This window comes from Streptomyces sp. MH60 (assembly GCF_002939385.1).
GTDB lineage: Bacteria > Actinomycetota > Actinomycetes > Streptomycetales > Streptomycetaceae > Streptomyces.
On the sequence record NZ_MULI01000016.1, the window covers coordinates 52,829 to 66,664 of the forward strand.

A 13,836-nucleotide genomic window follows, 5' to 3' on the forward strand; every position below is an offset into this window, starting at 1 on the left:
AAGATCTCGGTAGGCTCAGCACACCCCTCATACCAAACACCCCCGCGGCCTTCGCCGCCCACGACCACGACCCAGGACTCCGCCCATGCCGCGACGCCGCACATCAAGCTCCTCAAGCTCGACGGCTCCCCCGGCACCCTCTGCTCCGAGAAACCGCACGCCCCAGCCCGTGCGGGTGCGGCGGCGGTCGTTCGGGGACTTCGTCAAGGCGTTCCTCGCCTTCCTGGTGCTGCTCGTGCTGGTCGTCGGGGTGCCCCTCGCGCTGGCCACCCAGATCGGGTGGCCGTTGCCCGACGGTGCGCCGAGCCTCGACTGGCTGCAGCGTGAGATCACCGTGCAGACCTTCCTGCACATCCTCACCGTCATCGTCTGGTTCGCCTGGGCGCAGTTCACCGCCTGCGTGCTCGTCGAGGTCAAGGCCGCGCTGTCCGGCGTCGGGGTGCCGGGGCGGGTGCCCGGGTCCGGGCCCAGCCAGCTGCTGGCCAGGCAGCTCGTCGCCGCCCTGCTCCTCGTCGGTGCCACCGCGGCGAGCCTCACGCCGGGGCTGTCGCAGCTGGGGCAGAGCCTGGAGGGGAACCAGAAGCCCTCCGTCGCCGCCGCCCAGCAGACGCCGGGACTCTTCGCCCAGCAGCAGGAGCAGGCCGCCGCCACCGCGGGCGCCCTCGCCGAGCAGGCGGGACAGGCGGGCCAGGCCGCCGCGCGTGCCGACGGCGGTTCCTCCGCCGCGCACGGCGACACGAAGTACTACCGGATCCAGCCGCCCGAGGGGCGTCACCACGACTCCCTCTGGGAGGTGGCCGAACGGCACCTCGGCGACGGGCGGCGGTACAAGGAGATCTTCGAGCTCAACAAGGACCGGGTGCAGCCGGACGGGTCCCGGTTGTCCGAGGCCAGCCTCATCCGGCCCGGCTGGATCATGGAGATGCCCGGCGACGCCCGTGGCGGCGAGCTGGTCGAGATGCCCGACGAGGCGCCGAACGTCTCCGAGCAGGTGCAGCAGCAAATCAGCGACTACGCCCGGACCGGGGACCACGCCCACCAGGGAAGTGGCGGCGGCGACGCCCAGGTCTCCCTGCCCGAGCAGCGGCCCGCGCCCACGCCCGCGAACCCCGTCACGCCCGCCACCCCGGTTCCCGGCACCGGGCAGGAACGCGCCACCCCCGCCGCCGGACAGGCCGAGCACTCCTTCGGGCTGCCCGAGGCACTCCTCGCCGCGCCGCTGCTCGCCGCCGGTCTCCTCGGCGCCCTCGGGCGCCGGCGCCGGCAGGCGATGTGGCAGTCGGCGCTCGGCGCGGTCGGCGGGCGGCGCGGCATGGAACCGCCCACACCGACCGGCGACGCCCAGGACGTCCAGGACGCGCTGCTCGTCGGCGCCGACCCCGAGGGCGTACGCCTGCTCGACCGGTCGCTGCGCGGGCTGTCCGCCTCCCTCGCCGCCGAGTCCCGCCCGCTGCCCGTCGTCTACGCGGCCTGGATGAGCGGCAACGGCGACCTGCACCTCCAGCTCGCCCAGCCCGCCGGGAAGCCGCCCACGCCCTGGCAGCAGGGGCAGGACCAGACCTTCTGGATGCTGGCCCGCGCCGACGCCGAGCGGTACGAGGACGCCGAGACGGCCGCGCCCTACCCCGGTCTCGTCAGCCTCGGCACCATGGACGACTCCCGGCTGCTGCTCAACCTGGAGGCCGTGCCCGGCATCGTCTCGCTCGGCGGCGCCGAGGCCGACCGGGCCGCCGTGTTCGCGTCGGTCGCCGCCGAACTGGCCACCAACGGCTGGTCGGACCGCATGACCATCACCCTGGTCGGGTTCGGGGACGACCTCACGCCCCTCGCGCCCAACCGGATCCGGCATCTCGACGGGTTCGAGGACCTCTTCGAGACCATGTCGGCCGAGACCCGGCAGCGGCGCGGCGCACTCGGCGCCGCCGGGCACGACTCCGTGCTCACCGGCCGCACCGGGCCCGCCCAGCACACCCGCTGGGCCCCGCACCTCGTCCTGCTCGCCGCCCAGCCCTCCGACGACGACGCGCTGCGGCTGGCCGAGCTGGCCGCCGACGCCGGTCGGCTCGGCATCGGTTACCTCGTCGGCACCCAGGGCACCGACCTGCCCGGCGCCGCCTGGGAGATGGAGATCACCGGCGAGGGCCGGCTGCTCGCACCGCTGCTCGGGCTCGAGCTGGACGCCCAGATGCTGCCGGCCGCGCAGCGGCGTGCCGTCGTCGAGCTGTTCACCGACGCCGACCCCGGCTCCGACCCCGAGGGCGGGCCGGGCCGGCCGGCCAACGCACCGCCGTTCCTGGTCGACATCAGCGAGCAGGGCCGGCCCGCCGTGTACGCCCGCCTCGTCGGGTCGTACGAGATCATGGGTCTGGACGCGCCCGACGGCGAGCGCAGCGCCCTGCTGCACGAGGCGCTGGCGCTGCTCCTGCTGCACCGCGAGGGTGTCCACCCGCGCGTGCTGTCCTCCGCGCTGTGGCCGCGCGGCGTGACCGCGGACGTACGCGACGCGCTGCTGGAGCGGCTGCGGGCCTGGCTGGGCACCGACCCCGACGGCACCCCGCGGCTCGCCACCGACGCCACCGGACGGCTCACCCTCGCCAAGTCCGTCGTCTCCGACCTCGACGTTCTGCGCTCCCTCTACTACGAGGCCACGCAGGGCCGGGGCGTCGGCAGCCGGCAGGTGCGCGGGCGGCTGCTCACCGACGCGCTGGTGCTGGTGCGCGGGCCGCTGCTCGCCGACCGTCCCGAGGGCCGCTACCGCTGGCTCACCCACGAGATCGTCGACGCCCAGCTCCCCCTGCTCGTCGCCGACACCGGGCTGGCGCTCTCGGAGTTCCACCTGGAGAAGAACCGCGCGGAGAAGGCCATCGAGGCGCTGAACGCGGCGCTGCGCACGGCCCCCGCCGACGAGCGCCTGTGGCACGAGCTGCTGCGCGCCACGCACACCACCGGCGACCCCGGCCGGCTGCGCGCCCTCGCCGCCGACCTCGTCGACCGCAGCGGCGCACGCGGACTGCCGCCCCGCACCGAGGCGCTGCTCGACGAGTTGCTGCCGACCTGGCGCGAGGGCGTCTCCGCCGCCGGATGAGCATCGACCCCGACCTCCTGGTCGTCCTCGTCGCCGTGCTGTGGGGCGCGGCGACGGGCGCGCTGCTGCCCCGCGCGGCGTACCGGTTCTCCGCACCGGCGGGGGAGGCGTGGCGCGAGCGGTGCCCGGACGGGCACCCCGTTCGGGGCTGGCTCGGCCGGGCCCGGTGCGGGCAGTGCCCGGCCGATCGGGCGTCCCACGGCACCCGCGCCGCGTCCCTCGCCGTCGTCACCGCCGTCGTCTGCGCCGCGCTCGCCGCCGCCACCGGCACCCGGCCCGAGGTCGCCGTCTGGCTGCTGCTCGCCCCGGTCGGCGTGCTGCTGGCCGTCGTCGACCTGAAGGTACGGCGGCTGCCCGACCCGCTCACCCTGCCGCTCGCCGGCGCCGCGCTCGTCCTGCTCGGCCTCACCGCGCTCGTGCCCGAGCACGCGGGGGAGTGGACCACCGCCCTGCTGGGCGCCCTCGCCCTCGGCGCCGGCTATCTCGTGCTGTTCCTCATCAACCCGGCCGGCATGGGCTTCGGTGACGTCAAGCTCGCCCTCACGGCCGGTGCGGTCCTCGGCTGGTACGGCTGGCCCACGCTGATGCTGGGCACCTTCGCCGGGTTCCTGCTCGGGGCGTTGTACGGCGGCGCCCTCCTCGTCGCCCGGCGCGCGGACCGCAAGACGGCCATCCCCTTCGGTCCCTTCCTCATCGCGGGCGCCTTCCTCGGGGTCCTGGCCGGGGCGTACGCGGCCTGACCACGAGCGGGCAACCGGCCTGGCGTACGCTGGGCGGGTCCGTCCACAACCCTTACGAACCTTGCGAAAGGGACGCCGGTGACCGAGAAGGCCGACCTTCAGCCCATCCTCGACCGCGCCGCCGCCGGTGGGCGGATCACTCCGGAAGAGGCGCTCGTCCTCTACCGCGACGCTCCGCTGCACGCGCTGGGCGCCGCGGCCGACGCGGTACGCAGGCGCCGGTACGCCGGTACGGAGCACATCGCCACGTACATCATCGAGCGCAACATCAACTACACGAACGTGTGCGTCACGGCGTGCAAGTTCTGCGCCTTCTACGCGGCCCCCAAGGACACCAAGAAGGGCTGGACCCGCGACCTCGACGACATCCTGCGCCGCTGCGCGGAGACGGTCGAGCTGGGCGGCACGCAGATCATGTTCCAGGGCGGCCACCACCCGGACTACGGCGTCGAGTACTACGAGAAGCACTTCGCCGCCATCAAGAAGGAGTTCCCGCAGCTCGTCATCCACAGCCTGGGGGCGAGCGAGGTCGAGCACATGGCGCGGATCTCGAAGGTGTCGGTCGAGGAGGCCATCACCCGGATCCACGCGGCCGGGCTCGACTCCTTCGCCGGTGCCGGTGCGGAGCTGCTGCCCGAGCGGCCGCGCAAGGCCATCGCGCCGCTGAAGGAGTCCGGCGAGCGCTGGCTGGAGATCATGGAGATCGCGCACGGGCTGGGTGTCGAGTCGACGTCCACCATGCTGATGGGCACCGGCGAGACCAACGCCGAGCGCATCGAGCACCTGCGCATGATCCGGGACGTGCAGGACCGCACCGGCGGCTTCCGCGCCTTCATCCCGTACACCTACCAGCCCGAGAACAACCACCTGAAGGGCCGCACCCAGGCCACGCTCTTCGAGTACCTGCGGATGATCGCCATCGCCCGCGTCTTCCTCGACAACGTCGCCCACATCCAGGGCTCCTGGCTGACCACCGGCAAGGAGGTCGGCCAGCTCTCCCTGCACTACGGCGCGGACGACCTCGGCTCGATCATGCTGGAGGAGAACGTCGTCTCCTCCGCCGGCGCCAAGCACCGGTCCAACCGGCTGGAGATCATCGACCTGATCCGCAAGGCGGGACGCGTCCCCGCGCAGCGGGCCACGACGTACGAGCACCTCGTCGTGCACGACGACCCGGCGAACGACCCCGTCGACGAGCGCGTCGTCTCCCACATCTCCTCCACGGCGATCGCGGGCGGCACGGCCCACCCCGAGCTGAAGCTGCTCGCCTCCAACTGATGCCGCCGTGCTGACGATCCACGCCTGCGAAGCCTCGCCCGAGACGGCCGTCGTGGTCGACGGCGCGCGCCTCGCCGACGTCGGCCCGTACGAGGCACTGGCCGCCGACCACCCGCGGGCGCGGGTGCGCCGGTGGCCCGGCATCCTGACACCCGGACTGCTCAACCCGTACGGACCGGAACTGCTGGAGCAGGCGTACCACCCCGACCCGCGCGAAGCGGACCGGCTGGGCACCGAGCCGATCTTCGGGGAGCGCGCGCTCGCACTCCTCGGCGCGAACGCGTCCGCGCGGGGCGCCAGCGCGCGCCGAGGGGTGCAACGCATGCTGGCGCACGGCACGGTCGCCGTCGCCGGGGAGCTGCGAGGCCGCGCGGCCCTGGACGCGGTGCGCGGAGCGGGGCTCGCCGGGGCGGCGCGTCCGGCCACCCTGCCCGGGCCCGCGTCCTTCTCGCCGGTGCCGCTGGTGCTGCTTCCCGCCCTCGCCCCCGGGAAGCCCGCCCGGTTCGCGGTGTTCGACGTACCCGACCGGGCCGCGCTCGTGCGGGAGGGCGCGTCCACGTGCGTGGCCACCGTCGTGGGCGGCCGTCTGGTGTACCGGGGCCGCTGAGCGCGCGGCCCCCGGGGCTCGTCCGTCGGGCCTACGCGCCGAACGCCGTCCCGAACGCCCCGTCCTCCTGCGCCACGCCGCTGCACGTGGTGAGCGCGTCGGTGGCCGACGCGTCCGCGCCGCACTGCCGGTCGCGGAAGGCCGCCCACATCGACACCCAGGCGATGCCCTTCTCCTCGGCGAAGGCGCGCACCTCGGCCGCGTCCGCGAGCGTGAACGTCTCACCGGCGACGTCGTTGGCGCCGAGCATCGAGGTGAGCGCCATGCCCCGCCAGGCCTCCGCGTCGGACGTGCCGAAGACCTTCCCCAGCTGGGTGTGCGCGGCCTTCGCCGAGGCGAGGGCGTAGTCGCCCATGTCGTCGGTGTACGACTCGCCGTAGTTCATGGTCATGAGGTTGACCGCGGACACCTGTACGCCGTGGTCGTTGGCCGACGCCAGCAGCGCCAGGCCGTCGGTGTCCAGACCCGAGGGCATCACCGGGAGGGTGAAGGAGACCTCCAGGCCGCCGCGTTGCTCCTGGAGCAGGGCGATCGCCTCCGAGCGCAGGGCGACGGAGTCGGCGTCGGTCAGCTCGTCGCCCTCGATGTCGAAGTCCGCCCGCGTCGAACCGGCCGCGTCCAGGGCCGCGCCGTACGCCGCCGCCAGTGCCGAGGCGCTGTCGCAGGCCGCCGCCAGCTCCGTGCCGGACGCGCCGCCGAAGGAGACGCGGACGGAGGCCCCGGACTCCTTCAGCTTCTCGACGCGGGAGGCGACGGAGGCGTCGTCGATGTCCTGGACGCCGTTCCAGCGGGGGACGCAGTCGTCGCCGGACGAGATGACGAACGCCAGGTTGTACGCCGCGGGGGAGCCCGCCGTGTCGGTGGCGGAAGCGGTGCCGGCGCTGACGTAGGGGGCGTAGGCGGTGGCCGGTGTGGCGGACGCGGACGGTGCGGTCGGTGCGGCGGTGGCCGCGTCGGTGGTGCCGTCGTGTCCGGCGCAGCCCGCGGCGGCCAGGGCGAACAACAGGGCGCACCCGGCTGCCGCGTTCCGGTGAACCCTCATGAGCGCTCTCTCCCGTACTCGTCCGTTGTCGTCGTCGGACCAGTGAAGGTGGCACGCGTTCCTGGGTCTTCGCTGAGGAAAGGGCGCCGTCGGGTCTCATCTCTCAGGAAACGGACAGGACGGGGCGGTTTTCACCGGGATCTCTCAAGGAACTGCCAGTTCGCGACAGGCAAGGCTCCCTAACGTCCGGGGAATGCAATCCGAGCCTGCCACCGCCTCCCGCGCCGCCACGCGCGGTCGCCGCCGCAAACGCGGCGACGGATCCGCCGAGGGCCCCGTGTTCGTCGACAGCACCGGACGCCGGGCCCGGCTGCTGCGCCGGCTGGGACTGCTGATGGGGGCCGTGTGCGTCGGCTACACGGCCGTCCTGGGGCTGGCCTTCATGGGCGTCGGCATCTCGGTCAACCCGTCCTCGCTGCTGCCCTTCGGCGTCGGCGATGGCGGTGGCGGACCCGAGGGCGGCACCGGTCCCGGCGGCGGCACGCGTCCGCAGGGCGGGGTCGCTCCCAGAGGTGCCCCGCCGAGCACCGCGCCGCCCACCGGCTCCCCCAGCGCTGTCCCCAGCACCGCTCCCGCCTCTCCCGCCGCCGCCCGCACCGACTGACCGGACGCCCCCACCCTCATGACCACGCCCAGCACACCCCCCGCCCCGCCCGCCCGGGGCCGCCGTCGCGCCCCCTCCCGCATGGAACGGGCCGCGGGCCGGGCCGCCGCACTGCAACGCCCCCGCGTCCTCCTCGCCCTGCTGCTCCTGCTCGCGCTGACCTGCGTGATGCTCCTCGACGGCTACCTGCGCGCGGAGGTCGGCGGCGACGAGCGCGTCCGCACCGGCGCCTCGGCCGGTGACGTCCCCGACGACGTACTGGACGGCGGGCCGATCCTGTCCTTCCCCGGCGGACGGGCCACCACCGTCTCCGTCCCGGACAAGACGATCGTGCTGACCTTCGACGACGGCCCCGACCCCACCTGGACGCCGCAGGTGCTGGAGATCCTGGAGAAGTACGACGTGCCCGGCACGTTCTTCCTGGTCGGCTCGATGGTCTCGCGCCACCCGGGCATCGTGCGGGACATGGTCGAGCAGGGCAACGAGGTGGGCGTCCACACCTTCACCCACGTCGACCTCTCCTACCAGAGCCAGGCCCGCGTCACCCGCGAGATCGAGCAGACCCAGCTCGCCCTGGCGGGCGCGGCCGGCATCACCACCACGCTGTTCCGGGCGCCGTACTCCTCCGAGACGGACGCCATCGACGACTACAGCTGGCCGGTCTACGAGAGCCTCGGCGCGGACGGGTACACCAGCGTCTTCATCGACACCGACAGCGACGACTGGAAGCGGCCCGGCGTCTCGAAGATCGTGCAGTGGGCGACGCCGGAGGACGGCGAGGGCGCGTCCGTCCTCTTCCACGACGCCGGGGGCGAACGGTCTCAGACGATCGAGGCGCTGCCGCAGTACATCGAGAAGATGAAGGCGAAGGGCTACACCTTCACCACCGTCAGCGGTGCCATGGCCGAGCAGCAGCCGCGGCAGCCCGGAGGCGGCCTCCAGGCCGCCCACCACAAGGCCACCGGCGCCACCCTCTACGAGGGCAAGGCGCTGATCGCGGCCGTCGCGGTCGCCGAGTGGACGGTGCCGGCGCTGTCGGCCGGGCTGGTGATCGTGGGCGTGGCCGTGATGGGCCGGTTCGCCATGATGCTCCTCCTCGCCCGCCGGCATCACCGGCAGCGCAACAGACGGCGCTTCGGCTGGGGCCCGCCCGTCACCCGGCCGGTGAGCGTGATCGTCCCGGCGTACAACGAGAAGGAGTGCATCGAGGCGACGCTGAGATCCCTGGCGCGCAGTACGCATCCCGTCGAGATCATCGTCGTGGACGACGGGTCGACGGACGGTACCGCGGAGATCGCCGAGTCCCTCGGGCTGCCCGGCGTCCGGGTCGTCCGGCAGGCCAACGCGGGCAAGCCCGCCGCCCTCAACAACGGCGTCCGGCACGCCCGGTACGACATCGTCGTGATGATGGACGGCGACACCGTCTTCGAACCCGACACCGTGCGGCACCTGGTGCAGCCCTTCGCCGACCCCTCCGTCGGCGCGGTCGCGGGCAACGCCAAGGTCGGCAACCGGCGCACCCTCATCGGCGCCTGGCAGCACATCGAATACGTGATGGGCTTCAACCTCGACCGGCGCATGTACGACCTGCTGCGCTGCATGCCGACCATCCCGGGCGCGATCGGCGCGTTCCGGCGCGCGGCGGTCCTCCAGGTCGGCGGCATGAGCGACGACACCCTCGCCGAGGACACCGACATCACCATCGCCCTGCACCGCGCGGACTGGCGGGTGGTCTACGAGGAGCACGCCCGCGCCTGGACGGAGGCGCCGGGGTCGCTCGGCCAGCTCTGGTCGCAGCGCTACCGCTGGTCGTACGGCACGATGCAGGCGCTGTGGAAGCACCGCCGCTCCCTGACGGACAAGGGTCCCTCGGGCCGCTTCGGGCGGGTCGGGATGCCGCTGGTGGTGCTCTTCCAGGTGGTCACGCCGCTCTTCGCGCCGCTCATCGACGTGTTCACCGTCTACTCGATGGTCTTCGTCGACTTCCGCGCGGCGCTCCTCGCCTGGGTCGCGGTGCTGGGCGTCCAGCTGGTGTGCGCGGCGTACGCCTTCCGGCTCGACCGGGAGAAGTACCGGTACCTGCTGATGATGCCGCTCCAGCAGCTGGCGTACCGGCAGATGATGTACCTCGTCCTCATCCACTCCTGCGTCACCGCGCTGACCGGCGGGCGGCTGCGCTGGCAGAAGCTGAAACGGACCGGCGAGGTCGGGACGCCCGCGGGGACCGGCTGATGGGGGCCCACAGCAAGGGCGCCGTGCGCGCCGCCCGTGCGGCAGGGGACGCCCCGGCACGGGACCGGTACTTCGACACGCTGCGCGCCCTCGCCCTGGTCCGGGTCGTCGCGTACCACGCCTTCGGCTGGCCCTGGGCCGGGCTGGTCTTCCCCTCCATGGGGGTCATGTTCGGCCTGGCCGGCACCCTGATGGCCCGCTCGCTCCAGCGGCCCGCCCCGGCGGTGCTCCGGAGCCGGCTGCGCCGCCTGCTGCCGCCGTTCTGGTGCTGGGGCCTGTTCGTGGTGGGCGCGATGCTGGCGCGCGGCTGGCTGCCCGGGTGGCAGATCGTCTACTGGGTCGTGCCGTTCGGCGACCCGCCGGGCAGCGCGTGGGGCGAGCAGGCCTGGGAGATCCTCTGGTACCTCAGGACGTATCTGTGGTTCGTCCTGCTCTCCCCGCTGCTGCTGCGGGTCTTCCGGCTCGCGCCCGTGCCGGTACTGCTGCTGTCGCTCGCGCCGATCGTGGCGTTCCAGTTCCTCTGGCGGCCGCCGGAGAACCGCTTCGGCACCGGACTGCTCGACCTGGCGACCTACGCCTTCTGCTGGGTGCTCGGCTTCGCCCACCGCGACGGCGTGCTGGCTCGCCTGAGGCCGGCCGCCGTCGTCGCCCTGTCGCTCGCCGCCCTCGCCTGCGGCGCCTGGTACGCCTTCGCGCACCGGGCCGAGTACGGCACCTACGACCTCGACGACATCCCGTTCGCGCAGGCCCTCTGGTCGGCCGGGTTCGTGACGCTGCTGATGTACTCCAAGGCACGGCTCGGGACCGACTTCTCGGGACTGGTCCGGCTGCGGTGGCTGGACCGGCTGGTGAGCGTGTTCAACGCCCGCGCGGTGACGGTCTACCTCTGGCACGAGCTGGCCCTGGTCCTGGCCGTGCCGCTGATCGACCGGTTCTGGGACGTGCCCGCCTTCGAGGCCTATCTGCCGCTGGACAGCCAGTGGTTCCTGCTGGCGGTGGGCTGGGTCCTGATCGCGGTGTTCGTGCTGCTGTTCGGGTGGGTGGAGGACGTCGCCGCGCGGCGGAGGCCGCGCCTGCTGCCGTGAGCCCGTCGGCGGCGACAGGGGAGGTGCTGCAACAATGGGCCCGTGACCCGCGCTTCCCTGAACAAGCAGCCGCACGAAGTCGCCTCGATGTTCGACCACGTCGCGGAACGGTACGACCTGACGAACGCCGTGCTCTCGCTCGGCCAGGACCGGGCGTGGCGCAAGGCGGTCGCCGGCGCCGTCGACGCCCGCCCCGCGCAGAAGGTCCTGGACCTCGCGGCCGGCACGGCGACCTCCTCCCTGCCCTTCGCCCGCACCGGCGCCTACGTCGTCCCCTGCGACTTCTCCCAGGGCATGCTCCAGGTCGGCAAGGAACGCCACTCCTGGCTGCCGTTCACCGCGGGCGACGCGACGCGGCTGCCGTTCAAGGACGACGTCTTCGACGCCGTCACCATCTCCTTCGGGCTGCGCAACGTGCAGGACACGGACGCCGCGCTGCGCGAGATGTACCGGGTGACACGGCCCGGCGGCCGGGTCGTCATCTGCGAGTTCTCGCACCCGACCTGGGCGCCGTTCCGCACCGTCTACACCGAGTACCTGATGCGCGCCCTGCCGCCCGTCGCCCGCGCGGTGTCGTCCAACCCCGACGCGTACGTCTACCTCGCCGAGTCCATCCGGGCCTGGCCCGACCAGCCGGCGCTCGCCGAGCGGCTGGGCAGGGCCGGCTGGTCCAAGGTGGCGTGGCGCAACCTGACGGGCGGCGTGGTGACGCTGCACCGGGGGTTCAAGGCGAGCTGAGCGCGGCGCAGCAGGACGGCGGTTCCCCCGGCTCCGCCAGCTCCCGGCGGAGCCCGCCCAGCGGCGGACGCGGCACGCGCGGCTCGCGGATGCCGCCGCCGCCCTCGCCCTCTCCGAAGTCGAACCACACGTACACCGTCGACTCCCGGGGCACCTGTGCGCCGGGCGGCGGGTACTGGCGTACGACGTGGTCGACGACGGCGGCCCGGAGATCGGGCCGGTCCGGCGCGGTCAGGAACAGGCCCTGCGCGCGGGCGGCCCCGTGCGCGTCCACGGCCATCAGACCGACCAGGCGCGGCACACGGACGCCACGGTTCTCGGGATCCTCGGGTACCAGGCGCACGGACGTCACCCCCCAGCGGTACCCGGCAGAGTAGTCCCGCCGCGCACCGCCCGGAAGCGTCAAGTGGCTTACTGTGACAGTCGATTACCCTGCGTCACGCCCTGGTGGGGGTCAGACGGAGGACGGGGACAGGGGAAGGCGGTAGCAGTGCCCCCGCTGCTCGGAGGACGGGATCGTGAAGACCTCGGCGAGCCGCATGCCCAGCCGCTCCGTGACCGCGATGGACCGGGCGTTGCGCGCGTTGACCATCGCGACCACCTCCGCCACACCCGCGCCGCGCACCCGCTCCAGCGCCTGCCGGGCGGCCGCCGTGACGTACCCCTGGCCCCAGTGCGCCCGCCCGAGCCGCCAGCCGATCTCGATCTCGCCCTTGGGGCCCCAGTCGCCCGGCCACGGCTGGGCGCCCGTAAACCCGATGACCCGGCCCGACTCGTCCACCATGGTCCACAGGCAGAAGCCGTGCTCGGCGTCGTGCCGGCGCTGGCGGGCGGTCAGCTCCTCGTAGACGGACAGCTCCGCGGGCCTCCCGCCGTGGAACTCCATGACGTCCGGGTCGTCGAAGATCCGGTGCCAGGTGACGGCGTCCTCGTCGGTGGGGACGCGCAACCGTACAACGGGGAGAGGTCGCTTCACTGGGCAGCCCTTCAGCCGGGTGATCGGTGTCGCTGAATAGACTGCCCATGACCAGTGCCGGTCGGCACGCAGATTCCGAACTTGGGGAGATCCCGCCGTGACCGTCGAGACTGAGCCGCTCTCCGAGAACACCGCCGACGTGATCGTCGTGGGCGCGGGGCCGGCCGGCTCCACGACCGCTTACCACCTGGCCAAGTCGGGACTCGACGTCCTGCTGCTCGAGAAGACCGCGTTCCCCAGGGAGAAGGTCTGCGGCGACGGCCTCACCCCGCGCGCGGTCAAGCAGCTCGTCGCCATGGGCATCGACATCTCGGAGGAAGCCGGCTGGCTGCGCAACAAGGGCCTGCGCATCATCGGCGGCGGCTCCCGCCTCCAGCTGGACTGGCCGGACCTGGCCTCCTTCCCCGACTACGGACTCGTCCGCAAGCGCGACGACTTCGACGAGCGGCTCGCCCGGCAGGCCCAGAAGGCCGGCGCGCGCCTGTACGAGCGCTGCAACGTCGGCGCCCCGATCGTCGACGACCGCACCGGCCGCATCACCGGCGTGCACGCCAAGCTGGGCGAGGACAAGCGCGAGGTCACCTTCCACGCGCCGCTGGTCGTGGCCGCCGACGGCAACTCCACGCGGCTGTCCCTGGCGATGGGGCTGCACCGCCGCGAGGACCGTCCCATGGGCGTGGCGGTCCGCACGTACTTCACCTCGCCCCGCCACGACGACGACTACCTGGAGTCCTGGCTGGAACTGTGGGACCGGCGCGGTGCGCAGGACCGCCTGCTGCCGGGCTACGGCTGGGTCTTCGGCATGGGCGACGGCACCTCCAACGTCGGCCTGGGCGTCCTGAACACCTCCGCCGCCTTCAAGGAGCTGGACTGGCGCGAGATCCTCAAGGCCTGGTGCGCGTCCATGCCCGAGGACTGGGGCTACACCCCGGACAACATGACCGGCCCGATCCGCGGCGCCGCCCTGCCCATGGCCTTCAACCGCCAGCCCCACTACACCAAGGGCCTGCTCCTCGTCGGCGACGCCGGCGGCCTGGTGAACCCCTTCAACGGCGAGGGCATCGCCTACGCCATGGAGTCCGGCCAGATCGCCGCCGACGTCGTCGTCCAGGCCCACGCGCGGGCCACGCCGGCCCAGCGTGAGATCGCCCTGCAGCGCTACCCGCGCGTCCTGAAGGACACCTACGGCGGCTACTACAACCTGGGCCGCGCCTTCGTGAAGCTCATCGGCAACCCGAAGGTCATGCAGATCGCGACCCAGCGCGGCCTCACCCACCCGATCCTGATGAAGTTCACCCTGAAGATGCTCGCCAACCTGACGGACCCGACGGGCGGCGACGCGATGGACCGCATCATCAACGGACTGAGCAAGGTCGCGCCGAAGGCCTGATCAGAGGCGCCTGGTCAACGGTCCCTGGTGGGAGGTGCCTGATCGTCGGCACCTGATCC

At 73.1% G+C, this 13,836-nt stretch carries 12 protein-coding genes; 9 read left to right on the top strand and 3 right to left on the bottom strand.

Annotation, left to right across the window (positions count from 1 at the left end):
* Positions 1–85 precede the first annotated feature (85 nt).
* From BZZ08_RS13475 to BZZ08_RS13490, 4 genes are all read left to right on the top strand, one after another.
* On the top strand, positions 86–3,085 hold the full coding sequence (locus BZZ08_RS13475; protein ID WP_104632429.1) for a bacterial transcriptional activator domain-containing protein: 3,000 nt from the start codon (positions 86–88) through the stop codon (positions 3,083–3,085).
* A complete protein-coding gene (locus BZZ08_RS13480) occupies positions 3,082–3,825 on the top strand; it encodes a prepilin peptidase (RefSeq protein ID WP_104632430.1) in 744 nt (247 codons plus the stop codon). Before BZZ08_RS13475 ends, BZZ08_RS13480 begins: the two co-directional genes overlap by 4 nt.
* 78 nt (positions 3,826–3,903) lie before the next feature.
* Entirely contained in the window at positions 3,904–5,103 is a 1,200-nt protein-coding gene (gene mqnC, locus BZZ08_RS13485; RefSeq protein ID WP_104632431.1) for a cyclic dehypoxanthinyl futalosine synthase, read from the top strand.
* 7 nt (positions 5,104–5,110) lie between these two features.
* On the top strand, positions 5,111–5,710 hold the full coding sequence (locus BZZ08_RS13490; protein WP_104632432.1) for a hypothetical protein: 600 nt from the start codon (positions 5,111–5,113) through the stop codon (positions 5,708–5,710).
* Positions 5,711–5,741: 31 nt separating this feature from the next.
* Here the strand turns inward: BZZ08_RS13490 and BZZ08_RS13495 are convergent, their stop codons facing one another.
* On the bottom strand, positions 5,742–6,752 hold the full coding sequence (locus tag BZZ08_RS13495) for a chitinase (protein ID WP_104632433.1): 1,011 nt from the start codon (positions 6,750–6,752) through the stop codon (positions 5,742–5,744).
* A 193-nt stretch (positions 6,753–6,945) separates the two neighbouring features.
* Here BZZ08_RS13495 and BZZ08_RS13500 point away from each other — a divergent pair, with 193 nt between their 5' ends.
* Genes BZZ08_RS13500 through BZZ08_RS13515 form a run of 4 tightly spaced genes read left to right on the top strand, consistent with a single transcriptional unit; the run spans position 6,946 to position 11,411 of the window.
* Positions 6,946–7,356 (top strand): hypothetical protein, encoded by a 411-nt coding sequence (locus BZZ08_RS13500; RefSeq protein ID WP_104632434.1) that lies wholly within the window; start codon positions 6,946–6,948, stop codon positions 7,354–7,356.
* An 18-nt stretch (positions 7,357–7,374) separates the two neighbouring features.
* Positions 7,375–9,588: a bifunctional polysaccharide deacetylase/glycosyltransferase family 2 protein gene (locus tag BZZ08_RS13505; RefSeq protein WP_104632435.1), complete on the top strand. Its 2,214-nt coding sequence runs from the start codon at positions 7,375–7,377 to the stop codon at positions 9,586–9,588.
* Positions 9,588–10,673 carry an acyltransferase family protein gene (locus tag BZZ08_RS13510; protein WP_104632436.1) on the top strand — a complete coding sequence of 362 codons (1,086 nt, stop codon included), beginning with the start codon at positions 9,588–9,590 and terminating at the stop codon, positions 10,671–10,673. Before BZZ08_RS13505 ends, BZZ08_RS13510 begins: the two co-directional genes overlap by 1 nt.
* 42 nt (positions 10,674–10,715) lie before the next feature.
* Positions 10,716–11,411, top strand: coding sequence for a demethylmenaquinone methyltransferase (locus tag BZZ08_RS13515; RefSeq protein ID WP_104632437.1), 696 nt, complete (start codon positions 10,716–10,718; stop codon positions 11,409–11,411).
* Here the strand turns inward: BZZ08_RS13515 and BZZ08_RS13520 are convergent.
* Both BZZ08_RS13520 and BZZ08_RS13525 read right to left on the bottom strand, forming a co-directional pair.
* Complete coding sequence (locus tag BZZ08_RS13520; protein WP_104632487.1) at positions 11,398–11,754, bottom strand: PASTA domain-containing protein; 357 nt, start codon at positions 11,752–11,754, stop codon at positions 11,398–11,400. The two genes, BZZ08_RS13515 and BZZ08_RS13520, sit on opposite strands and share 14 nt — an antisense overlap.
* 111 nt (positions 11,755–11,865) lie before the next feature.
* A complete protein-coding gene (locus BZZ08_RS13525; RefSeq protein ID WP_104632438.1) occupies positions 11,866–12,387 on the bottom strand; it encodes a GNAT family N-acetyltransferase in 522 nt (173 codons plus the stop codon).
* Between the two features lie 97 nt (positions 12,388–12,484).
* Between BZZ08_RS13525 and BZZ08_RS13530 the strand changes: the two genes are divergently transcribed.
* Positions 12,485–13,777 (top strand): geranylgeranyl reductase family protein, encoded by a 1,293-nt coding sequence (locus tag BZZ08_RS13530; protein WP_104632439.1) that lies wholly within the window; start codon positions 12,485–12,487, stop codon positions 13,775–13,777.
* Positions 13,778–13,836 lie beyond the last annotated feature (59 nt).

Coding starts and splice junctions, on each gene's coding strand:
- BZZ08_RS13510 (WP_104632436.1), top strand. CDS start 9,588: ATGGGGGCCCACAGCAAGGGCGCCGTGCGCGCCGCCCGTGCGGCAGGG.
- BZZ08_RS13475 (WP_104632429.1), top strand. CDS start 86: ATGCCGCGACGCCGCACATCAAGCTCCTCAAGCTCGACGGCTCCCCCG.
- BZZ08_RS13505 (WP_104632435.1), top strand. CDS start 7,375: ATGACCACGCCCAGCACACCCCCCGCCCCGCCCGCCCGGGGCCGCCGT.
- BZZ08_RS13480 (WP_104632430.1), top strand. CDS start 3,082: ATGAGCATCGACCCCGACCTCCTGGTCGTCCTCGTCGCCGTGCTGTGG.
- BZZ08_RS13495 (WP_104632433.1), bottom strand. CDS start 6,752: ATGAGGGTTCACCGGAACGCGGCAGCCGGGTGCGCCCTGTTGTTCGCC.
- BZZ08_RS13500 (WP_104632434.1), top strand. CDS start 6,946: ATGCAATCCGAGCCTGCCACCGCCTCCCGCGCCGCCACGCGCGGTCGC.